The following is a 21507-nucleotide window of genomic DNA, read 5'->3' on the forward strand; positions in this document are numbered from 1 at the left end:
TGATCCCGGGCGTCGTCGGCGACATCGGAGGTTTCGGCGGGCTGTTTTCACCCGATCTTTCGGGCATGAAGGAGCCGATTTTAGTCAGCGGAACCGACGGCGTCGGCACCAAGCTGAAAATCGCTTTTACGATGGATAAGCATGACACGGTCGGCATCGACTGCGTGGCCATGTGCGTCAACGACGTGATCTGCTCCGGCGCAAAGCCGTTGTTTTTCCTCGACTACATCGCACTCGGCAAAAACGAACCCGAACGGGTTGCAACCGTCGTCAAAGGCGTGTGCGACGGCTGCGTTCAGGCAGGATGCGCTTTGATCGGCGGCGAAACCGCCGAGATGCCCGGTTTTTACCCGGCGGATGAATATGACCTGGCCGGTTTTTCGGTGGGCATCGTTGACCGTCAAAAGGTCATCGAGGGGCAGAAGCTGATTCAAAAAGACGACGCGCTGGTCGCATTCGCCTCGTCCGGTGTGCATTCCAACGGTTTTTCGCTCGTTCGTAAAATCTTTAAAATCACCCCCGAAGTACTTTCCCAGCAGGTCGACGAACTGAACTGCACATTGGGTGAGGCTCTGCTGACCCCGACAAAAATCTATGTCAAGCCGCTGCTTGCGCTCGCCGAAAAATACCCGATTCACGGCGTTTCGCATATCACCGGCGGCGGCTTTTACGAAAACATCCCGCGCATGCTGCCCAAACACCTTGGCGCGGTCATCGAAAAAAATAAAGTTCACGTACTGCCGATTTTCAACTTAATTCAACAAACCGGCAACATCCCCGAATACGACATGTTCAACACCTACAACATGGGCGTTGGCATGCTGATCGCCCTGCCGTCCGAATATGCCGATGCGGCAATTTCACTTGCCAAGTCGATGGGACAGGACGCGTATGTGGTCGGTGAAGTCAAAGACGGCTCAGGCGAGGTTAAACTGGCATGAAGAAAATCGCGGTCTTCGCTTCGCACAACGGCTCGGATCTTCAAGCGGTCATTGACGGGTGTAAAGCGGGTAAAATCAACGCGTCGGTGTGCTGTGTACTCAGCAACAATGCGGACGCGTTCGCGCTGCAAAGAGCCAAGGACGCGGGAATCGATACCTACTGCATCAACGCTTCGCTGTATCCCGACCCCGACGAACTCGACCGGGTCACACTTGATATTTTACAAAAGCACGAGACTAATTTAATCTTACTGGCCGGTTACCTGAAAAAGATCGGGCTTCCGGTTCTGCGGGCCTATGAAAACCGCATCTTTAACATCCATCCGGCGCTGCTGCCGAAATTCGGCGGCAAAGGCATGTACGGCATCAACGTGCATAAAGCGGTTATTGAGGCCGGCGAGACCTTCAGCGGCGTGACCATCCATCGGGTGAACGCCGAATATGACAGCGGGGACATCGTGGTGCAAGCAAAAGTTCCGGTGCTTCCCGGAGATACGCCGGAAAAACTGGCTGCTCGCATTTTGGAACGCGAACATACTTTTTTGGTGGAAATCCTCTCAAAAATTACGATGGAGGTAGAATGAAGAGATGAAGACGATTGAACAGGCGCTTTCAAAAAACAGCTACCCGGGCCGCTGCGTTTTTCTCGGTATGAACAAGAACGGTGAAAAGGTCATAGCCTATTTTATCATGGGCCGCAGCGAAAACAGCCGCAACCGCGTATTTGTCGAGACCGAGGGCAGCGGACTCAAGACCGAGGCGTTCGACCCGTCAAAAGTTATTGACCCGTCGCTGATTATCTACCATCCGGTTCGCCGTTATAACGGCATGACCATTGTGACCAACGGCGACCAAACCGATACGATTTTCGCAGCGCTTCGGTTAGGCGGTACTTTTGAGAGCGCACTGCGCACCCGCAGCTTTGAACCGGACGGCCCTAATTTTACGCCGCGCATCTCGGGCATCTATAGCGATGATGTTTATAAGCTCTCGATTTTAAAGAGCGCGCCGCAGGACAGTACCGCTACCTATCGTCAGTTTTTTGAATATGCGCCCGTCTTCGGCGTCGGCCATCTGATCCACACTTATAACGGCGACGGAAACCCCCTGCCCTCGTTTACCGGCGAGCCGACCGAAGTTGCGGTTGAGGGCGATATCGATACTTTTACAAAAACCTTATGGAACGTGTTGGACGAAACCAACAAGGTCTCGCTGTTTGTGCGTTACGAAAATCCGCTGAGCGGCGATATGGAGACCCGCATTTTAAATAAAAATATCAAGTAAACATGAGAGCTTTTATGTGAAAGGATGGTTCCAATGGCAAAAGAACTGCTTTTAAAATACGGCTGCAATCCCAACCAAGTGCCTGCGAAAATTTTTATGGAAGAGGGCGAGTTGCCGCTCGAGGTACTCAACGGCAGACCCGGTTATATCAATTTCCTCGACGCTTTGAACGGCTGGCAGCTGGTCAGCGAACTCAAAGCTGCCACGGGACTGTTCGCCGCGACTTCTTTTAAGCACGTCAGTCCGGCGGGTGCCGCAGTCGCATGTGAGTTAAGCGAAAAGATCAAAAAGGCCTGCTTTGTCAGCGGAATGGAGCTCTCCCCGCTGGCCTCGGCTTACGCCAGAGCGCGCGGTGCGGACCGCATGTCGTCTTACGGCGATTTCATCTCTCTGTCCGATGTCTGCGACGAACAGACCGCAGCCCTGATCGCCCTCGAAGTCTCCGACGGCATCATCGCTCCCGGATATACCCCGAAAGCGCTCGAAATCTTAAAAGGCAAACGCAAGGGTGCATACAACATTATCAAAATCGATTCCGCTTATGTCCCCGCTCCGATCGAACATAAACAGGTCTTCGGCATCACCTTCGAACAGGGGCGCAATAATATCAAACTCGATGAAAGCACATTATCCAATATCGTTACAAAAAATAAAAATCTGCCCGAAAACGCCAGGCGCGATTTATTAGTCGCGTTAATTACGCTTAAATATACCCAGTCCAATTCGGTTTGTTATGCTTATGACGGAATGGCAATTGGCATCGGTGCGGGCCAGCAATCCCGTGTCCACTGCACCCGCCTCGCCGGTTCCAAGGCCGATAACTGGTGGCTGCGGCAGAGCGAGCGGGTACAATCCCTGAAATTCGTCGACGGCATCAAGCGTCCAGACCGCGACAACGCGATAGACATCTATATCGGCGAGGAATATGCGGATGTGCTGGCAGACGGCGTCTGGCAGACGATTTTCAAAGAAAAACCGCCCGTATTCACAAGAGAAGAAAAACGGGCTTATCTCGATTCGATCACGGGCGTATCGCTGGGCTCCGATGCGTTTTTCCCGTTTGGTGACAATATTGAACGCGCACACAAGAGCGGTGTCTCTTACATTGTCCAACCCGGCGGCTCGATCCGCGATGACAACGTGATCGAGACCTGCGACAAATACGGCATCATGATGGCATTTAACGGCATCCGGCTGTTCCACCACTAATATTCAATTGTTTATATTGAGGATGTAATTTTATGAACATTCTTGTGATCGGCTCGGGCGGACGTGAACACGCCATTATCAAAAAGCTGGCTGAATCCAAGCATACGCCGTTGCTGTTCTGCGCGCCCGGGAACGCCGGAATCACGCAGGAAGCAACTTGCCTTGACATCGGGGCGATGGATTTTGACGGGATTGTCAAAGCAGCGAAAGAACACCAAATTGAGCTTGTAGTCGTCGGGCCTGACGACCCGCTTTGCGCGGGGCTTGTCGACCGGCTTGAAAACGAGGGTATCGCGGCATTCGGGCCGAATAAGGCCGCCGCTGCCATCGAGGGCAGCAAGGTCTTTTCGAAATATTTGATGAAAAAATATGGCATCCCGACCGCCGCCTATGAGTCGTTTGACAACTTCGAAGCCGCACTTGCCTATGTGAAAGCGCAAAATAAATACCCGACTGTAATCAAAGCCGATGGGTTGGCACTCGGCAAAGGCGTGATCATTGCGAAAGACGAGCAGGAAGCCGTTGACGCTTTAAAAACCATGTTTTTGGATAAGGCGTTCGGCGCTTCGGGCGAAAAGATCGTCATCGAAGAGTTCTTAACAGGCGTCGAGATCAGCATGCTGACATTCTGCGACGGTAGGACCATACGCCCGATGGCGACCGCCAAAGACCACAAGAAGATTTTCGACCGTGACCAGGGCCCGAACACCGGCGGAATGGGCACTATTGCCCCCCACCCCCTTTATACACCGGGAGTGGCGGCAATCATCGAGAAAAAGATATTCCAACCCACTTTGAAAGCTCTTATTTCCGAGGGAATTGACTTCAAAGGTGTTATCTTTTTTGGATTGATATTGACCGCTGACGGCCCCAAAATGTTTGAATACAACGCCCGTTTCGGCGACCCAGAGACTCAGGTAGTGCTGCCGTTGCTCGACGGAGATCTGGTCGACATCATGTTTGCCGTGCGCGAACAGCATTTGGCTGAGGTGGAATTTTCGGTCAAACCCGGCTGTGCGGCCTGCGTCGTGCTTGCCAGCGGCGGGTATCCCGGTCATTATGAAAAGGGTTATGAGATTATCGGACTTGATAAATGCGGTGCGATTGTTTACCACGCAGGAACCAAGCTCAAGGACGGAAAAATCGTGACCAACGGCGGACGGGTGCTCGGTGTCACCGCGACCGGGGACGATTTGCAAATAGCTTTGAACCGCGCCTACGAAGCTGCGAAAAAGATCAATTTTCAAGGAAAGTATTGCAGAAACGACATCGGCGTACTATACTGATAACAGAATATGGAATCGGAGGGGATAAGTTTGGATTGGGTGATGATCGCAATTCTCGGAGCCGCGCTATTTTTTGTCTTTGAACCCGTTTATCTCAAAATGTCCTGCTCCCCCGCGGAAAAAAAGCCGCTTTCACTGACTTTTAAAGCGATGGCGACCGGTATGGCATTGGCTTTAATCGTCATCGGATATCTCCGCACTCCCGGCACATTTGGATTATTGATGATGATTGCAATGTCAATTTGCCTGATCGCCGATGTGTTGATTGGCGTCAGCTTTGTGCTCGGCGTGTTCGCATTTCTACTCGGTCATTTATTCTATATTCCGGCGTTTTTGCAGACTCATGAGTTTAAATGGTATATCAGTTTGCCGATCTTCCTCGCCGGTCTGCTATTGGTCTGGGTGATATTTCATAACTATTTTAAAAAAGCGGGAAAGACGCTTGCACCGCTTTTGGTTTATTCGGTTATTCTCAATGCAATGTTGGCACTCGGCGTTCCCGCGTGTTTATCCCTCAGCACGCGCGGGATTTTGTTGGCTGTCGGTGCGGCCTTTTTCGTCGTTTCCGATTTGATGCTCGCACGCAATATCTTTGTGAAAAAATCGCGCGTCAGCGATATCGTTTCCTTGACCTTTTATTATTCGGCGCAATTTTTATTCGGGCTGTCCGTGTTTGTGACGACCATGAGTGTTTGATATGACATTATATAATCCGCAATCAAAAGTATGTAAAAGCCCCGTAGGTGCCGTTTCGGACGGTACGAGGGTCGAATTTTGTCTGCCTTTGCCGTTTTCTGCGGGCGCAGTAGAAGTACGGTTTTGCTTGTTTGATGAGAATCTGTGTGATCTCGGACGCTATGAGATGCTTTGGCAAGACTGCGAAAACGGTACGGAGCGTTGGTGTTATTCACATGTTTTTAAAAAACCAGGACTGTTTTTTTATCGGTTTACCATCGGCGAGAATATCATCAAGCCGGAGGGGCGCGACTTCTGGCAGCAGACTGTTTTTGACGGCAATTTGAAAGAACCGGAGGGTTTTGCGGGCGGCGTGATCTATCAGATTTTCCCTGATCGATTTTTTCAGGCAGGGGATTGCAAAAACCTCTATCCCGACCGCCGGATCGTGGCGGACAAAGCTAAACTGCCCGAATATGCCGACCTCGACCGCAATTTCGCTGTTCAAAACAACGATTATTATTGCGGTAACCTCGCGGGGATTACAGCGAAGCTCGATTATTTGGCATCGCTCGGGGTGACGATTTTATATCTCAATCCGATTTTTGAAGCGCACTCGAACCACCGTTACAATACCGCTGATTATTTAAAAATCGACCCGATGCTCGGCGACGAAAAAGATTTTTCCGAACTGGCCCAGGAAGCTAAAAAACGCGGCATAAAACTCATTCTAGACGGCGTATTTTCACACACCGGTTCTGACAGCCGATATTTTAACGCAGCCCGATATCATGAAAAAGGCGCGGCGAATACAAAAAACTCACCTTATTTTTCTTGGTACAGTTTCAGGCATTGGCCGAATGAATATGAATGCTGGTGGAACGTGCGCACACTGCCGAACACTGTCGAGACCGATCCCGGATTTTCAGAATTTATCACCGGTGAAAACGGTGTAATCCGGAAATGGATTCGCCTCGGCGCATCCGGCTGGCGGCTCGATGTAGCGGACGAGCTGCCCGAGGAGTTTATCCGCAGAATCTATGCGGCAGCAAAAGCCGAAAATCCCGACGCGATCGTGATTGGCGAGGTCTGGGAAAACGCCTCCAATAAAATCAGTTACGGGCACAGACGGCACTATTTGCTCGGCGGAGAACTCGACAGCGTGATGAATTATCCGGTGTCCGATGCTGTAATCGCCTTTATCCGTGACGGCAATTACAAATGGTTGTCGGGCATTATTAATGAGCTGCAAAACGACTACCCCCAGCAGACGCTTTCGCTTTTGATGAACCATCTGGGCACCCACGACACCGCGCGGCTGATTACCCGTCTGGCAGGGGAACCGCAGGACGGGCATGACCGGACATGGCAGGCAAAAAAGCGCTTGTCGCCTGATGAAGTTATCCTCGGCATCAAGCGGGTGAAACTCGCTTCCGCGTTGAATTACATGCTGTTCGGCATCCCATCGCTTTACTACGGCGACGAAATCGGCATGCAGGGCTACAGCGACCCGTTTAATCGCTGTTATTTTGATTGGGAACATCCGAACGCAGGCCTAACCGAACACTTTGCGGCTCTGGGTAAGCTCAGAAAAGACCATCCGATGCTTGCCGATGCTGACTTTAAAATTATCAAAGCAGATAAGAATTGTTTCGCCTTTGTTCGGGAAAAACAAGGTAACCTGTTGTTGTGTTTCATCAATCGCTCTGATGAACCGGTTCAGCTCAAGATTGAAAAAGCAGAGCGATTATTCGGTAACGGAAACTATACCGACAATACATTGACTGTTCCGGGACAGGAATTCTTCATCGGAATAATTTAGGAAGGAAAATAACTGATGAAAAAGTTTATGATCCGGTGCGATATGGAGGGAGCGAGCGGTATTGTCAACCCCAAACAGGCAGCACCCAGCGGAAGCGAATATACCGGCGGACGCGAATATTTTATGAGCGATCTGCTGGCTGCGATCAAAGGACTGCACGACGGCGGCGCGGAAGAAATTTACGTCTATGATATGCATTATTACGGACGCAACATCGCACTCGACAAGCTGCCCGAATATGTCTTCCCGATCTGCGGAAAACCGAATTATACGGTGAAATCGGCGGGCGGGTTGGACGCTTCGTTTGACGGGATGATTCTGCTCGGTCTGCATTCCAAAGCAGGAACGAAAGACGCACTGCTCAACCACTCCTATGAATCCGATATCAAGGATATTTTGCTGGACGGGCAATCGGTCGGGGAGATCGGTATGGAGACGGCAATTTCGGACAGCTTTGGCGTTCCGCTCCTCATGATTACGGCGGATTCCGAGGGCGTTGCTGAGGTGAAGTCGCTGATGGGCGGTGTGACCTGCGTTACGGTCAAAGAGTCGTTATCCGAGACCGGCGCACTTTGTTATCCACTTGAAAAAACCCGCAAACTGATCTATTTTGCTGCTCTGCACGCCGCGAAGTCGACTTCTAAATATGTACCGAAACCTTCCGGCAATACCACGCTCGAATTTACTTTTTTCGATACATCATATGCTGAAAAGTATCATGAGATTTACGGTAAGTCTGCTATTACCGGTGAAACTGCCATCCAATGCTGGGCTGAATACCTGGTTCGCAAGTCCGAGGTTTTTAAAGCATTATGAACGGCAACATCAGAGAATACGCAAAACTCGGGCTGGTTCATCATATGCTCTATCAAAACTGCGTCAACGATCCCGTATACCACGCAGACACGCTTGCGAGATTTGCAAGCATATCCGATATCGAGACCTTTGATTTTTGTGTACCATATGCCGAGCCGTGGCGCTCGAAAGCGATTGATGCGGTGAAACACTTCAGCAAGGAATCGGCTTATGCCATGCACTTATTCCCGGCGCGTAAAATCTCGCTCGGGTCGATTGATCTGACCGAGCGCGAACTCACCAAAATCATCGTGCGGGATCAAATCGAGCAGGCGGTCAAAGCCGGAGCAATGAGTTTTGTATTCGTCTCGGGCGCGGACATTCCGGAACACCGAGCCGAGGCGCAAGAGCAGTTTAATGAGTTTTGCCTGTGGTTTTGCAAGGAGCTCGAACCATACGGCATCACCGCGCTGCTTGAACCGTTTGACCGAACGGTGGATAAGAAGTTTTTATACGGCCCGATTGACGAATGCGTCGAACTTGTTGATCGTGTCGGCAAGATACATAACAACATCGGAATCGAACTGGATATCGCGCACCTGCCGCTGATGGGTGAGGACATCCGCGAGTCCATTTTAAAATGCGGCAATAGGATTCAACGTGTCCATCTGGGCAATTGCGTGCTCAAAGACAAATGCTGCCCGCTCTATGGCGACATGCACCCGCCGATAGGTATTGAGGGCGGCGAAATCTGCGAACGCGAACTGACAATCGCATTAAAAGCGCTGCTTGAAATTGACTATCTTGACAAATCCAAACGCAACCCGCTGGTGCTTGAAATGCGCCCCATTGACGGAGAGAACTCCATAGAGCGAACGATTGCCGATTCATTTGCGTTGCTTGACAGGGCCTGGGCAGCCATGTGATTACGAGCCGGTGGATTTATAGTGTTTGACGCCGAACTTCCAAAATAACAGACACGGAAAAATATAGAGCGCGGCAATCAACGGCAGAAACATATAAAGTTTGTTCTGCGATTGGCCGATCAGATATAAAAACGGGTAATATTGAAACAGCGCAATCGGAATAACATAGGTTAAGAATTTTAGAACGCCCTCGCCGTAGATCGACAGCGGGTATTTGCCGAATTCGCGGGTACCGTCGGTGAAGATATTCATAAATTCCAGTCCCTCGATGGTGAAAAAGCAAATGCTTGCGTAGACGACGAACAAGCCCGCGTAGACAATAAATCCACCTATAATCATAAAAGCCAATGTCAGAATCCGGTCGGGCGTCCAATTTACGCCGCTATTTGCGATGGCGTATGCGAGCAATCCGACCGATACCAGAAAACGTCCCATTCGGGAAAAATCGATGCGCGTGGACAGCACCTGCAATATCTCATTGCGCGGGCGCACCATGATCCGGTCGAATTCGCCGTTTGAGATGATGCCCCGGAACGTGTCAAAGCCGCGTACAAAGCACTCGGCAAGCGAAAATGACGCAAGCAGTACGCCGAAGCACAGCAACACCTGCGAAAACGTGAAGCCCTCGACCGAGTTGAAGCGGCTGAACATATAATACACACCCAAAAAACCCGTAAAAGAGACCAGAAACTGCCCGATTACCGTCAGCACAAACGAGGTTTTATATTGCATTTGGCTACGCAGCAGAACCGAGGCATATTTAAAATACAATTTCATGTTTTTCCCTCCTCCGGTTTTGCTTTTGCATAAGCCATGCGGCAGATCGACCAGTTGAAGCCAGTCTTTTTAATTTCCTCGGAAATCTCCCAAAGGTTATTCACCGTCATCAGAGCGACATTCCGCCTTTTCAATTCGCTCTTCAAATCGGTAACTACGGTTTTTCCGGTCGGAATCTGCGGTTTTTCGGAAACGTAATATCCCGCAACTTCATCTTGAAGATAAAAACCTGAGGGGTCGAAGTGATACAGGTACAGCATGATTTTGCGCAGCCGCTCCATCCAGTCGGTCTCTATAATAACTGCATGGGAATACCCGTTCGGTAAACAGCGATTGATATCATCCTGAGTGGTGTTTTTGCCGATGTGATAAGTCACCCGGGGACAGTTGCGCGGAGTCAGAAAGTTGGGCAGCGTCCGTTCGCACAGCGCCCAGACCAATCCGATGTTCGGGTTCAAATCCTTGCGGGAAGGCAGACGCGGCTCAAAGCGTTCGATATTCGATTCTTCGCTCACATGATATAAAAACATTTTTAACCCCCCTGCACCACGATTTTTTTAAGAGCCCGCGACATCGCGAACCGCCCGATGAGCCACAGAGCCGCCAACCAAAAAATTTGAATCAAGATGGTTTTATAGGCCTCAAAACCCGACAGATAACCGTTGTAAATCTGGAACGGTGCATTTTGCATATAGGCGAACGGGAAAATGTATAAAACTTTCTGAACACTCTCAGGAAAGAACGGCAGCGGAATAATCGCACCTGAGAGAAACTCAGTGATGCTGCCAAACAGAATCCGAATTCCCAACGAGGACAGCATATAAAATGTCGCGATATAGACTAACATCACTACCGAAACCGCCAACAGTGACCCCAAACCGAGCGAAAGAATAAATAACAGACCTGCACTCAAAGACATCGGTGCTGACAAATTGAACGGCACGGGCAAAAAAACTGCCACAATTAAAATCGGCAGACAGCGCAGCAAAACTCTTGCCACTCGCGCCGCGATGTTTTTAATAAACCACATGGAGTAGAGGTCAACAGGCCGGCAGAGCTCATAGGCGATATTGCCGCCCGTGATTGCGTCAAAGATATCGTTTTCAAAAGACCATGCCGCATAAAGCATTAAAAAAGCCTGCTGCATCCAGATGTAATTCGCCAGCTGCGGAAAAGTCATCGGGAACTCGTTTGCACCGCTTTTGTAAAATGCCCAAAAAATTAGCAGCGTCATAAATCCCCAGAAAAACTGCGTTGCCATTCCGGCATACGCGGCAGCGCGATATTGCAATCCATTAATAAATCTGATTTTAAAGAAGGCCAGGTACTTTCTCATATCCGAAATTCCTTATAAAGCGCCACGACCATCTCCTCGGCGGTTGCTCCGGCTACCGAAAGATCGGTGATTTCGGCCTGCTCGGAGATTTTGGCAATAGCAGCCGAAACCGGTATTTTTTCTGTATCAATTACAATGATTGCATGCCCGTCGAGATTATTTGAAATGCTCATGCCATCCGCGAGCCCATCCAATTTTCCGGTGTAGTCCACCGTCAGGGTCTTATGGGTCGAGTTGCGGCGTTTCAGCTCTTCCAGTTCGCCGTCGAGCAGGATTCGGCCTTTTCCGATCAATAAAATCCGCTTTGTCAAGGCTTCGATGTCCTGCATATCGTGGGTGGTCAGAATTACGGTCGTGCCGTGCTCGCGGTTGATGGTCTTGATAAAGTCGCGTACGGCGATCTTCGAGACCGCGTCGAGGCCGATGGTCGGCTCGTCTAAAAACAGAATTTTCGGGTCATATAATAACGACGCGGCGACTTCGCAGCGCATCCGCTGACCGAGCGAGAGTTGGCGCGCAGGTGTCCGGATGATCTCTCCGATATCAAGCAACTGCGTCATCTCGTCCAGATTCTTTTTATAGACAGCATCGCTGATTTTATAAATTTCTTTTATCAGCTCAAAGCTGTCGGCGACCGGCACATCCCACCAGAGTTGACTGCGTTGACCGAAGACCACACCGATCTCGCGCACATGGGCAATACGGTTTTTCCATGGCGTGCGTCCGTTTATCACACACTCACCGCTGTCAGGTGTAAGGATGCCGCTCATGATCTTGATCGTGCTGCTCTTCCCCGCACCGTTTGGGCCGATGTAGCCGACCATCTCGCCGTCATTGATCGTAAACGACAAGTCGTTCAATGCGTGGATGTATGTATACTCTTTTTTGAAAAGCGCTTTGACGGCTTCGCCGAAACCCGCGTTGCGCTTGGCGATTTTGAAGGTCTTGTTGATGTTTTTCAATTCAATCATTTTTGTTCTCCCCATTAAATGAACGCGTTGGATTAAGACGCCGAAAGAACGACATCATCATTTGAATTCGGCAGACAGCAAAATTCTCCGTTCGATATTCGGACGGAAAGTAGGTGCCGGTGAAATATCATCAAGCGTCCAGCCGCAGACGCGGAGTTTAGATTATACTCAAGCGATATCGTGTTGTCAAGACCTATTGCGAAAGTTTTGGAAATTTCAGCGAAAATAAATCACTTGGCTAAAAAAGCACCCGCTATACCGGCGAGGACGGTCAATAGAATCGGATTTACTTTAAAGCGGATGTTTGCCACCGCAGTCACGGCAAAGACTGCGACCAGAAAAATCGATATGGTTTCGAGCGGATTCGTGAAAATGGCAGACAAAACGGCATTGGGCTGCAGCAGCACGCTTGCGGCGATCGTCGCCGCACCTGCCGCAATCAAGCCGACTGCCGCCGGTTTACCGCCCGTGAGAAAGCCGTCCATGATTTTATTACCCCGATACTTCGCAATGAAGCGCATGATCAATGTCACAATGATGAACGAGGGTAAAATCACACCGAACGTTGCAAAAACCGCGCCGAAAACGCCCGCGTAAAGATATCCGACATAGGTCGCGGCATTGATTGCAATCGGTCCCGGAACCACCATGTCAAGAGCGTTCAGATCGGCCATTTGAGCTGCAGAGATTGAAAATTTATCAGCTTCGCCGATGATCATCGACAACATTGAATAGCCGCCGCCAAAACCGAAAATACCGATTTTAAAAAAGGAAACAAATAATTCAAATAACTTAATAATCATTTTTCGGCCTTCTTCTTCGATTTGATTCTCTGATAGAAATAGCCCGCAAAACCAGCCGCCAAAATGACAAAAGGCGCGCCGCCGTTCCAGAAAATCACCGCGGTAAAAGCCGCGAGCATCACGATGACCGAAAAAACGGTTTTGATATTATGCCGCCCGAGGGTGAATGCCGCGGCGAAAATCAAAGCTGCCGATGCAGCGCGAATCCCCCTGAAAGCACCGGCGACAGGTCCCTGCTGCGGGATAATATTCAACAAAATTGTTGCCGCAATCATGAGCGCAAACGCCGAAATGGTGGCGCCGAAACCGGCCGCGAGCATCCCGAGCGTACCGGCAGCACGCCTTCCTACAAAGGTCGCGCAATTCAAAGCGATTACACCCGGAAGGGACTGCGACAGCGTCGCGTATTCTAAAAAATCCTCACGCGGCATCATCTTATATTTGACAACAATATCGTTTTCGATGACCGGAAGCATGGCAAGCCCTCCTGCAAAAGTAAAAGTGCCTGCTTTAAAAAAAACGACGAATAGCTGCCACAGAATTTTTAATTTTATTTTTCCCATGATTTATAAAAATCTCCCGAAATAAAGCTAAAAGACCCGCATGGAAAGTCTGTATCTATTTTAACATATTAACTGTCGTTTTCAAAGGTATTATACAGATGTGTTACGAAGTGTAGTTGTTACAATCATTTCTTAACTATGCATTTTGAATTTTGTTATCTCTTGTCGAAATCCTGCTCATGTTGACCTGCAGATACCGGTTACATTACTTTAGTAAAAACGTTTGCCGCACATTTATCCGACGGACGTTTTTAAACAAAAAATCATTTCACGCCTATTCGCATACGATAACCAAAATCCACTTCAAATTTGCGGTCGCCGAATAGGTTTTGCATGGTCTCAATCAATTTTTCCAAATCAGCTGAAATTAAACCGGGGGTTTGTTTGATAATACTCTGCAGTCCGCCCTGACTCAGGGCGATACCGATAAAACGATCGGCGTCGCAGGGCTCGGTGTTGGAAAAGATGACTTCGCGTGTGTAACGGAAAAAACCGGTGTTTGTGATGTTTTGTAAATGTTTGTCTTTATCCCATCGAACAAAGCCGTTTTTGAAATCAAAATTTTTTTCTTCAATACGGGATACTGCGTCTGACAACTCCATGTAAGCCTTTTCGGCTTGCCAACCGCAGACCGGCGGCCAATCGCAGTCAACTGCTGCAAAGACGCCGTTTTTCTTTAAGATTCGGTCAACTTCTTTTAATGTCAAGTCCGGGTTCATCCAGTGAAACGACTGCGAACAGATCACCACATCCGCACAGTCGGATTCAAGAACTGTTTCGTGTCCGAAAGCCTTAATAAATGAGATGTTTTTGTCCGCTTTTTGTTCGGCAACAGCACGCATATCGTCATTCGGCTCGACCCCGATTACCTGTTCGCAGTGATCTTTCCAAATTTCTGTTGAAAGACCGGTTCCGCTGCCCAGATCGACCACAAGTCCCGGTTTTTTCCCAAGATACTGTGTGATAACTTCGACCGGATAAAGCGGCATCTGCGGCCGCACCTGATCGTAAGCGTTTGCAAATCCGGAAAAACGGTCGGCGTTTTTTGTGGATATGTCCATACCTTGCCTCTTTCCGCTTTAAAAATTTCTTAATAAATATGAATTCTTCTTGCCGGTATACGTGATTAGCAGGGATTCAATGTGGGAATAGTCCCATTCCCCTTGCAGGAATTATCTCCCCAGTGAAAAAATGCTTTTAGATATAAAAAACACCTGCAAGTTGCAAGTGCTTTTTTTGGTCGGAGTGATGTGATTCGAACACACGGCCTCTTGGTCCCGAACCAAGCGCTCTACCAAACTGAGCCACACCCCGATAATTGAACCTGCGTTGTTGACGCAGGTCGTTTGTCACGCCGGATCTGAAGTACTTATGCGTTAATTATGCACCCACTGATAATAAAGTGTACGCCGCGTGAATCCCTTTGTCCGGTCTGCACGATATTAACGCGTTCTGAAACGGGCACTGCCCGTTGGCTGCGGAAGAAGGACTTGAACCCTCACAAACAGAGTCAGAGTCTGCCGTGCTACCATTACACAATTCCGCAATGGCAACGGTAATTTTATCACACCCCACCTTCTTTGTCAACAGCCCGATAGACATTTTTTCGATTTTTCAAGGTTGTCTTTTACAATCTGTTATGATAAAATGAGAACTGCCTGGAGGACTGATTATGAAGACAGTACCGTTATGCAAGATGAAAAACATCGCGCCGCTGTTTTCGTGGAGCGATGATAAATTGATCGTGTCCTGCCTGCAGGGACACAGCGGTAAAGCGTTTACCGATGACCCGGATTTTCCGACAGCAGCGTTGATCGTCAACTTCGGCTTTTCGTTTGTCGGTGGAAATCCCGCCAGCGTTCAAGCCGTTGAACTTTTGAAATTCGTACCGGCCGGAACCGAATTAATCCCTCAACCGAATTGGGTTGAGATGATCGAAAACATCCTCGGCCCGAGAGCACAAAGAAGAACGCGTTATGGTTTTAAAAAGGAGCCGGGCGTTTTTAATCGGGGATTGCTTGAAAGATATGCTGCTGATCTGCCCGACGGATTTTACATAAAACCCATCGATGAAACGATTTATGATCTTTTAAACAAGGAGAGCAGTTTATTGGGACTCATTGAAAACTTCCCCTCGAAATCGGAGTTCTTGTCAAAAGGTTTCGGCATTGCCGCAATGTATAACAGCAGACCCATTGCAGGCGCATCGTCTTATATCGTCTATGACGACGGAATTGAAATTGAGATTGAAACCAAACCGGAATACCGGCGCAGAGGGCTGGCTTCGGCCTGCGGCGCACAGCTGATTTTAGAATGCCTTGATAAAGGTATTTACCCGAGTTGGGATGCGGCGAATATGCCTTCTTGCCTGCTGGCACAGAAACTGGGTTATGCCTTCGCAGGTGAATATCGTTCTTATTCCATCGGCTGAAAGTTTGAAAAATATTGTCAAATTCCGGAGTTTTATTCTTCTTGGTATAGTCAAAAGTATAAAACATCCATAACCTAAAGGATGATTACTAAAATGAAAAAAACGCTTTCCCTTATCCTTTCCCTGATGCTCTTAGCCACCGGCTGCGCGTTTATTTCGCTTCCCGGGGAAACCGATTCCACCTCTGTTTCGCCTTCATCGTCTTTAGGTTCTTCCTATACCCCACCGGTCGTCTCTCAAACCTTTGAGCGCGACCCGAGCGAGTCGGAGGGTTTCACCGGCAGTTGGGTGGTCAACACCGAATATACCCGCGAAAAGGTAATTGCCGGGCAGTTTACAGCCGAGACCAATGCAGGCGGCGCAAAGGAGTTCGCTTTAAGTTTTGTCAAAGCCAATCTCGCGCCGTTCGGCGTCGTTGATATCAATATCGGCGATTTCAGCGTTTCTGCGCATACAGGCATCGACAGCGGTATTTTTTATAAAGACGCGGGTGTCTATCTGGCTGAATATCCGATTAATTTTAAAACGGTCTCGGAGGTTCCGGGGATTGAAAATCAAACCTATCTGGCCGATGAACAGAAGTTTGAATGCCTGATCTGGATTCAGGTTGTTTTAAAGCAAAATGCGTCGAGTTGCCTTTTACTCGGTTTCGTGACCAATCAGGACGAGCGCATTTCCACTTATAAGCAGCTGTACGAGTTCTTATGTGAGGATCTTTCTTACGATAAAACGTTTTATACGCCGCCGAAGACCTTTGAATCCCCGGATGCGGTGTCTGTCTCCAAAATCCTCGGCAACCATAAAATTTCAAGTGCTTTGACGCTTGATAACGGCAATATTGCAATGCTTCTGTATGAAGTCGACGAGTCTGACCCGGTCAGCAAGGTTCAGTATTATTTGAAGATTTTTAAACCAGATTTTAAAACAGCCGTCAATTTCATCAAGCTTTGGAAAGGACATGCCGATGTCGGTCTTGAACGGATTAACAACGGAAATTTCCTCGTTTGGCAGACGCAGAGTTTCGTTGAAGACGACGGAACGGTAAAGGCCGCCTATTCCGAGCGGCGTTTTGATATAAACGGAAATCAACTCTCCTCCGATGTAAAATCGGGGAATTATTCGTATCTTTCCGACGGAACCTATATCCTGCAGGATGCCGATGGGAGTTTGTATCTTGTCAAGAGCAACGGTGAATTCACACTGTTGATGACAGGAGTCATTGGTAATGATCCTGACGGAATGGATAGTTATAGTTATGCTTTCAAAGCGCGTATTGACGATACGCATTTTGCCTATTCTTACTTGGGTTATGAATCAACCGAAGATAAGGGCGTGTTCGACATCGAAAGCCGAACAGCGACTCCTTTCCCTTCCGTCGGGAATTTCAATTTCACGCAGGCATTCGGAGTAAAATTCGCCGCAAACACTGTCTTAGAATATGACGAAGATCAATATCAACTCTATCTTTGCACAATCGGTGCTACCGGCAGGCCGATTTTAATCAGCAAAGGCAATGAAAAGTCAAACGGGTCTCTTCCGGCTGCATTCTCCGGGGACGGCAAGTTTTTCGCTTTTGCGGAAAAGACCGGAAAGACGACTTATAACATCACAGTTGTCGACACGAAATATACTTGGATCGCCGCACAAATAACCGTGATCGGCGAGCCGAACGCGCTTGCGATTTCCGGACGGACGCTGTTGGTTTTCACCGAAAATAAGAAACTAACTTCGGTGGAATTCTCCGATGTGCCGGCTGTATTGCCTACAGATGGGTATCTCAATAACCCGATAATTAATACAGGGTGGTGACATCAGATATAAACTTTAATTTTCTCGCAACCATTTAAATTTTCAGAAAGACGGATCAACAACATGAAAGCATTGATTGTGTGGGGCGGCTGGAACGGCCATACCCCAAAAGAAACAGGCGATTTATTCGCCGAAATTTTACGCGGTGAAGGTTTTGAAGTGACGATTTCGGATACACTCGATTATCTGGCTGACCTTGACAACTTGCGTACTTTTGATCTTTTTGTCCCTATCTGGACGATGGGTGAGATCGACGGAAAATACTGCGACAACGTCTGCACGGCAGTCGCCGAGGGCATGGGCATCGCGGGCTGCCACGGCGGCATGTGCGATTCTTTCCGAAACAGTACGCAATGGCAGTTTTTGACCGGTTCCCAGTGGGTTGCGCATCCCGGAAACGACGGAACCGATTACCGCATCAATATTGTTAAATCTTCGTCTTCTCCGATTATCGACGGCATCGGGGACTTTGACGTATCCAGCGAGCAATATTATATCCATGTCGACCCGGCGGCTAATGTGCTTGCCACTACCGCTTTCCCGACGGTAAACGGGCCTCATGCCGCGAACGGTTCGGTCGCCGTTCCGGTTGTCTATACGAAATTATGGGGTGAGGGACGCGTATTTTACAGTTCTCTCGGCCATACCTATCAGATCTTCGAAATCGCCGAGGCAAAAGAATTGATGCGCCGCGGCTTTTTGTGGGCAACAAGATAAATACACGGGAGGTTATTAATCGATATGAAAAAAGCAAAAATCGGTTTTTTGGGCTGCGGTAATATCAGCGGCATCTATTTTAAAAACCTGACACAGACCTTCACAAATACCGAAGTCTACGCTGCCGCCGACCTGATTCACGAGCGGGTAAAAACCAAAACTGAAGAATTCCACGTACCGCACATCATGACTTTCGAGCAGATGCTTGAATGCCCTGAAATTGACATCATCCTAAACATCACCACTCCGCAATCCCATTACGAGCTTTCCAAAAGAGCGCTCGAAGCCGGTAAAAACGTCTATGTCGAAAAGCCGCTGTCACTGACCATCGAACAGGGTCGTGAATTGGTGGAACTGGCCGAGAAAAAAGGGCTTTTGCTCGGCGGAGCGCCAGACACTTTTATGGGTGCGGGCATTCAAACTTGCCGCAAATTCCTGGACGACGGCATCATCGGAAAACCCATCGGCGCTTGTGCGTTCATGGTCTGCCACGGGCATGAGAGCTGGCACCCCGGTCCCGAATTTTATTATAAAACCGGCGGCGGCCCGATGCTCGATATGGGCCCGTATTACATGACTGCGCTGGTCAATCTGCTCGGTCCGGTCAAAGCGGTTGCGGCGATGCAAAATATCACTTTCCCGACCCGCACGATCACCAGCCAGCCCAAATTCGGGACCGTTGTTAATGTTGAAGTTCCGACCCATGTCGCGGGTACGATGCGGTTTGCAAACGACGCCATCGCCACCGTGATCATGAGCTTTGACGTCTGGGCCAGTCAGCTGCCGCGCATTGAAATCTACGGAACGCTGGGTACAATAATCGTACCAGATCCGAATACTTTCGGCGGCCCGGTTTTAGTCAAGACTAAAAACTCGCCAAATTTTACAGAGATGCCGCTCACCCATCCGTATGCAGAAAACAGCCGCGGACTCGGCGTCTCGGACATGGCACAGGCGCTGGAGGACGGCGTTAAAAACCGCGCCAACTGCTCACTGACCAACCACGTGCTTGAGATCATGTGCGGCTTCGGCATCAGCGGAGAACCCAATAAGTTTTATAAGCTCAAATCCACTTGCAAACGCCCTGCCCCGCTACCCTGCGATCCGATCCCGGGCGGTGTCAAGTAAGTCACTTATAACCTGATCATCAAAAAACCCACGCATTATGCGGTGCGTGGGTTTTTCTGATTACAGCAATCGGCGGAAAGCGAGCCTGGAGTCGACTTCCGTCCGGTAAGGAATCTCCCCGCAGTTCCCGTTTTGAGGGGTTTTGCCGGCATCTGTTGCAGTGTTTTTAAACAGATAGAATTTTTCAAACAGTTTCATAAAAATTGTTCCTCTTATTTTACAAATTCGCTGCGGCAGTTCTTTGTGAAAAAACAGAGTGATCGAACTGACGGTTTTAATGCCGCAAAGTCGGTCAGCAAATTCCGTTTGGTTCATGTTTTTTTCTATTCGCGCGTCGTAAATAAGACGCTCCGTTTCATCTATATTAAACATGTTGTCATACCTCCTAAAAACCGCTCTCCGTCCTGCTTTCAAAGTATATCGAACGCATCGGTTGAGTTCCAACAATCAGAAGTTGAGTTTTGCCAAACCATTGGTTGAGCGACCCGTGTTATAACGAATAAGGCAGCTTCCGAGCCGGAAGCTGCCTTATAAGATTAGTTAATTAACCTGTTATAAACGATTTTGGATTAATTCTGTTGCCGTCTTTGATGATCTCAAAGTGGCAGTGGTTGCCGGTGGAGTTTCCGGTGCTGCCCACCAATCCGATGACGTCTCCTTTTTCCACTTTATCGCCGACCTTGACCAGAATCTTGCTGCAATGGCCGTATCGGGTCTCATATCCGTTTCCGTGGTCGATGACGATCTCTTTGCCGTAACTGGAGCTCCCACTGTGCACATAGACGACGACGCCGCCGTCGGCCGCGTAGATGTTCGTTCCCTTCGGCGCTCCGATGTCCAAACCATAATGGCCTTTATACCCCAACCAACCGCAGGTAATATGCCCTCCATCCACCGGCCACATAAATTTACCGGTCACTGTCACGCCGTTGAAATCTGCGATGGACGGCGCTGATTTCGGAACCGCTTTGGTACCGACTTTCTTAATGGCATTGCGGGGTTCCTTGGTGACGGTGGAACTGATAATTTCACGCGAGACCTCGACGCCGTTGACTTTGATGATGTCGGCTACAATCTCCTGGGTGCCGTTACGCCCGGCGGTAGTGATTTCGGTTTGCCCCTCATAGAGCGAGGACGAATATTTTACCGTTGTCTCGTAAGGAAGGGCTTCCTGATAAGTTACGCGTATCGAGATTTTTACCGGTAAGAATGGCTCGGGCACAGTGATCTTTAATACTTTCCCTTTGCTGATCTTTGAAGCAATATCGGGATTTAATTTCAACAGCGTTTCTTCGGTCAATCCGTTTTTTTCCGCGATAACAGAAGTTGTGTCATTTTTGACACAGGTATATTTTACGGTCGTGGTGTCAACCTTTCCCAAAGTTGTAACCGCCTGATCATAGGTTTTGATATTAACTGTCGGATACATACCAGATTCGAAGGTGACGTCGTTTAAAAATCCCACAACAGCGTTCTTCTCACTGCTGTGATACGGTTCAAGCAGCGAATCCATGAACGTCTTAAGCTTTTCCTGTTCGGTGACCGCAAGCAAGAATTTACCGTCTATGTATACGCCGATTGCCTCATCGACTTCATCGCCGAGAACTGCAGATAAGAAAGTATTGACAAACTGTTCGGTATCCTGAATTTTAGCGGCCGCAATATGAGATATTTTATAAATCGGCGTCGCTGAAAAATTATATCTGGTCTCTATTCCGATGATGCGGTCCTCGATGCTGGCGACGGCATCATCATAAACGCTCTCGTTTTTGATATAGCCGAGATCGATGCCGTTATATTCGACCCGCAGCGCAACCTCCAAGCCGTTCCAAACCAATAGCGAGCCGATCAATAAGATCAATGCAAGAACAGGTGAAAAAATCCGGACACTGTACTTGAAAACACGCTGTCGGATTGAACGTTCATACTGGGTAATTCGTTTGTCGCAGACTGTCAGCTGTTTATTATCTGTACGAACAAGCAGTTTACGCTCTTCCTTGATTCCTTCGAGTTCCCGGCGCTGCTTCGCGATCT

The 21507-nt window shown here is 48.9% G+C and carries 22 protein-coding genes and 2 tRNA genes; 13 read left to right on the forward strand and 11 right to left on the reverse strand.

Annotated features, from left to right (window positions below; all coding sequences use genetic code 11):
- The 9 genes from purM to PKH29_09340 form a co-directional block, all read left to right on the forward strand.
- Positions 1-941 (forward strand): phosphoribosylformylglycinamidine cyclo-ligase (gene purM, locus PKH29_09300; protein HNX15033.1); only part of this gene is annotated, 941 nt, incomplete at its 5' end.
- Positions 938-1525 (forward strand): phosphoribosylglycinamide formyltransferase, encoded by a 588-nt coding sequence (gene purN, locus PKH29_09305; GenBank protein ID HNX15034.1) that lies wholly within the window; start codon positions 938-940, stop codon positions 1523-1525. The genes purM and purN, both read left to right, overlap by 4 nt.
- A gap of 4 nt (positions 1526-1529) precedes the next feature.
- Entirely contained in the window at positions 1530-2225 is a 696-nt protein-coding gene (locus PKH29_09310; protein HNX15035.1) for an IMP cyclohydrolase, read from the forward strand.
- A gap of 33 nt (positions 2226-2258) precedes the next feature.
- On the forward strand, positions 2259-3434 hold the full coding sequence (locus PKH29_09315; GenBank protein ID HNX15036.1) for a phosphoribosylaminoimidazolecarboxamide formyltransferase: 1176 nt from the start codon (positions 2259-2261) through the stop codon (positions 3432-3434).
- 32 nt (positions 3435-3466) lie between these two features.
- Positions 3467-4720 (forward strand): phosphoribosylamine--glycine ligase, encoded by a 1254-nt coding sequence (gene purD / locus PKH29_09320; GenBank protein ID HNX15037.1) that lies wholly within the window; start codon positions 3467-3469, stop codon positions 4718-4720.
- A 39-nt stretch (positions 4721-4759) separates the two neighbouring features.
- Positions 4760-5416 carry a lysoplasmalogenase gene (locus PKH29_09325; GenBank protein ID HNX15038.1) on the forward strand — a complete coding sequence of 219 codons (657 nt, stop codon included), beginning with the start codon at positions 4760-4762 and terminating at the stop codon, positions 5414-5416.
- Positions 5417-5543: 127 nt separating this feature from the next.
- Positions 5544-7217, forward strand: a complete 1674-nt coding sequence (locus PKH29_09330) for a glycoside hydrolase family 13 protein (GenBank protein ID HNX15039.1) — start codon at positions 5544-5546, stop codon at positions 7215-7217.
- Between the two features lie 15 nt (positions 7218-7232).
- Positions 7233-8033, forward strand: a complete 801-nt coding sequence (locus tag PKH29_09335; GenBank protein HNX15040.1) for a M55 family metallopeptidase — start codon at positions 7233-7235, stop codon at positions 8031-8033.
- On the forward strand, positions 8030-8938 hold the full coding sequence (locus tag PKH29_09340) for a TIM barrel protein (protein HNX15041.1): 909 nt from the start codon (positions 8030-8032) through the stop codon (positions 8936-8938). The genes PKH29_09335 and PKH29_09340 overlap by 4 nt, the downstream gene beginning before the upstream one ends.
- On the opposite strand, the gene PKH29_09345 is transcribed toward PKH29_09340, so the two are convergent.
- The 9 genes from PKH29_09345 to PKH29_09385 all read right to left on the reverse strand — a co-directional run bounded on the left by PKH29_09345 (position 8939) and on the right by PKH29_09385 (position 14934).
- The gene (locus PKH29_09345; protein HNX15042.1) at positions 8939-9715 is read right to left on the reverse strand and encodes an ABC-2 family transporter protein; all 777 of its coding nucleotides are present in this window, start codon (positions 9713-9715) and stop codon (positions 8939-8941) included.
- A complete protein-coding gene (locus tag PKH29_09350) occupies positions 9712-10245 on the reverse strand; it encodes a hypothetical protein (GenBank protein ID HNX15043.1) in 534 nt (177 codons plus the stop codon). The genes PKH29_09345 and PKH29_09350 overlap by 4 nt, the downstream gene beginning before the upstream one ends.
- Before the next feature lie 2 nt (positions 10246-10247).
- Entirely contained in the window at positions 10248-11051 is an 804-nt protein-coding gene (locus tag PKH29_09355) for an ABC transporter permease (GenBank protein HNX15044.1), read from the reverse strand.
- Entirely contained in the window at positions 11048-12022 is a 975-nt protein-coding gene (locus PKH29_09360) for an ATP-binding cassette domain-containing protein (GenBank protein ID HNX15045.1), read from the reverse strand. The genes PKH29_09355 and PKH29_09360 overlap by 4 nt, the downstream gene beginning before the upstream one ends.
- Positions 12023-12252: 230 nt before the next feature.
- On the reverse strand, positions 12253-12825 hold the full coding sequence (locus PKH29_09365) for a chromate transporter (protein HNX15046.1): 573 nt from the start codon (positions 12823-12825) through the stop codon (positions 12253-12255).
- Positions 12822-13388 (reverse strand): chromate transporter, encoded by a 567-nt coding sequence (locus tag PKH29_09370; protein ID HNX15047.1) that lies wholly within the window; start codon positions 13386-13388, stop codon positions 12822-12824. Before PKH29_09370 ends, PKH29_09365 begins: the two co-directional genes overlap by 4 nt.
- A 263-nt stretch (positions 13389-13651) precedes the next feature.
- Positions 13652-14449, reverse strand: coding sequence for a methyltransferase domain-containing protein (locus PKH29_09375; GenBank protein ID HNX15048.1), 798 nt, complete (start codon positions 14447-14449; stop codon positions 13652-13654).
- Between the two features lie 176 nt (positions 14450-14625).
- Positions 14626-14702 (reverse strand) — tRNA-Pro (locus PKH29_09380).
- A 158-nt stretch (positions 14703-14860) separates the two neighbouring features.
- Positions 14861-14934, reverse strand: a tRNA-Gln gene (locus tag PKH29_09385).
- Between the two features lie 126 nt (positions 14935-15060).
- On the opposite strand from PKH29_09385, the gene PKH29_09390 reads away from it, so the two are divergent.
- The 4 genes from PKH29_09390 (at position 15061) to PKH29_09405 (ending at position 19473) form a co-directional block, all read left to right on the forward strand.
- On the forward strand, positions 15061-15819 hold the full coding sequence (locus PKH29_09390; GenBank protein HNX15049.1) for a GNAT family N-acetyltransferase: 759 nt from the start codon (positions 15061-15063) through the stop codon (positions 15817-15819).
- 93 nt (positions 15820-15912) lie between these two features.
- Positions 15913-17628 carry a hypothetical protein gene (locus PKH29_09395; GenBank protein HNX15050.1) on the forward strand — a complete coding sequence of 572 codons (1716 nt, stop codon included), beginning with the start codon at positions 15913-15915 and terminating at the stop codon, positions 17626-17628.
- Between the two features lie 63 nt (positions 17629-17691).
- Positions 17692-18345, forward strand: a complete 654-nt coding sequence (locus tag PKH29_09400; GenBank protein HNX15051.1) for a ThuA domain-containing protein — start codon at positions 17692-17694, stop codon at positions 18343-18345.
- A 24-nt stretch (positions 18346-18369) separates the two neighbouring features.
- Positions 18370-19473: a Gfo/Idh/MocA family oxidoreductase gene (locus PKH29_09405; protein HNX15052.1), complete on the forward strand. Its 1104-nt coding sequence runs from the start codon at positions 18370-18372 to the stop codon at positions 19471-19473.
- Positions 19474-19533: 60 nt separating this feature from the next.
- Here PKH29_09405 and PKH29_09410 read toward each other — a convergent pair whose 3' ends face one another.
- Together PKH29_09410 and PKH29_09415 are read right to left on the reverse strand one after the other, a co-directional pair.
- On the reverse strand, positions 19534-19671 hold the full coding sequence (locus tag PKH29_09410; protein ID HNX15053.1) for a hypothetical protein: 138 nt from the start codon (positions 19669-19671) through the stop codon (positions 19534-19536).
- A 346-nt stretch (positions 19672-20017) separates the two neighbouring features.
- Positions 20018-21507 (reverse strand): peptidoglycan DD-metalloendopeptidase family protein (locus PKH29_09415; protein HNX15054.1); only part of this gene is annotated, 1490 nt, incomplete at its 5' end.

This window comes from Oscillospiraceae bacterium, from assembly GCA_035353335.1.
GTDB lineage: Bacteria > Bacillota > Clostridia > Oscillospirales > JAKOTC01 > DAOPZJ01.

Coding starts and splice junctions, on each gene's coding strand:
- purN (HNX15034.1), top strand. CDS start 938: ATGAAGAAAATCGCGGTCTTCGCTTCGCACAACGGCTCGGATCTTCAA.
- PKH29_09310 (HNX15035.1), top strand. CDS start 1,530: ATGAAGACGATTGAACAGGCGCTTTCAAAAAACAGCTACCCGGGCCGC.
- PKH29_09315 (HNX15036.1), top strand. CDS start 2,259: ATGGCAAAAGAACTGCTTTTAAAATACGGCTGCAATCCCAACCAAGTG.
- purD (HNX15037.1), top strand. CDS start 3,467: ATGAACATTCTTGTGATCGGCTCGGGCGGACGTGAACACGCCATTATC.
- PKH29_09335 (HNX15040.1), top strand. CDS start 7,233: ATGAAAAAGTTTATGATCCGGTGCGATATGGAGGGAGCGAGCGGTATT.
- PKH29_09340 (HNX15041.1), top strand. CDS start 8,030: ATGAACGGCAACATCAGAGAATACGCAAAACTCGGGCTGGTTCATCAT.
- PKH29_09345 (HNX15042.1), bottom strand. CDS start 9,715: ATGAAATTGTATTTTAAATATGCCTCGGTTCTGCTGCGTAGCCAAATG.
- PKH29_09350 (HNX15043.1), bottom strand. CDS start 10,245: ATGTTTTTATATCATGTGAGCGAAGAATCGAATATCGAACGCTTTGAG.
- PKH29_09355 (HNX15044.1), bottom strand. CDS start 11,051: ATGAGAAAGTACCTGGCCTTCTTTAAAATCAGATTTATTAATGGATTG.
- PKH29_09360 (HNX15045.1), bottom strand. CDS start 12,022: ATGATTGAATTGAAAAACATCAACAAGACCTTCAAAATCGCCAAGCGC.
- PKH29_09365 (HNX15046.1), bottom strand. CDS start 12,825: ATGATTATTAAGTTATTTGAATTATTTGTTTCCTTTTTTAAAATCGGT.
- PKH29_09370 (HNX15047.1), bottom strand. CDS start 13,388: ATGGGAAAAATAAAATTAAAAATTCTGTGGCAGCTATTCGTCGTTTTT.
- PKH29_09375 (HNX15048.1), bottom strand. CDS start 14,449: ATGGACATATCCACAAAAAACGCCGACCGTTTTTCCGGATTTGCAAAC.
- PKH29_09390 (HNX15049.1), top strand. CDS start 15,061: ATGAAGACAGTACCGTTATGCAAGATGAAAAACATCGCGCCGCTGTTT.
- PKH29_09395 (HNX15050.1), top strand. CDS start 15,913: ATGAAAAAAACGCTTTCCCTTATCCTTTCCCTGATGCTCTTAGCCACC.
- PKH29_09400 (HNX15051.1), top strand. CDS start 17,692: ATGAAAGCATTGATTGTGTGGGGCGGCTGGAACGGCCATACCCCAAAA.
- PKH29_09405 (HNX15052.1), top strand. CDS start 18,370: ATGAAAAAAGCAAAAATCGGTTTTTTGGGCTGCGGTAATATCAGCGGC.
- PKH29_09410 (HNX15053.1), bottom strand. CDS start 19,671: ATGAAACTGTTTGAAAAATTCTATCTGTTTAAAAACACTGCAACAGAT.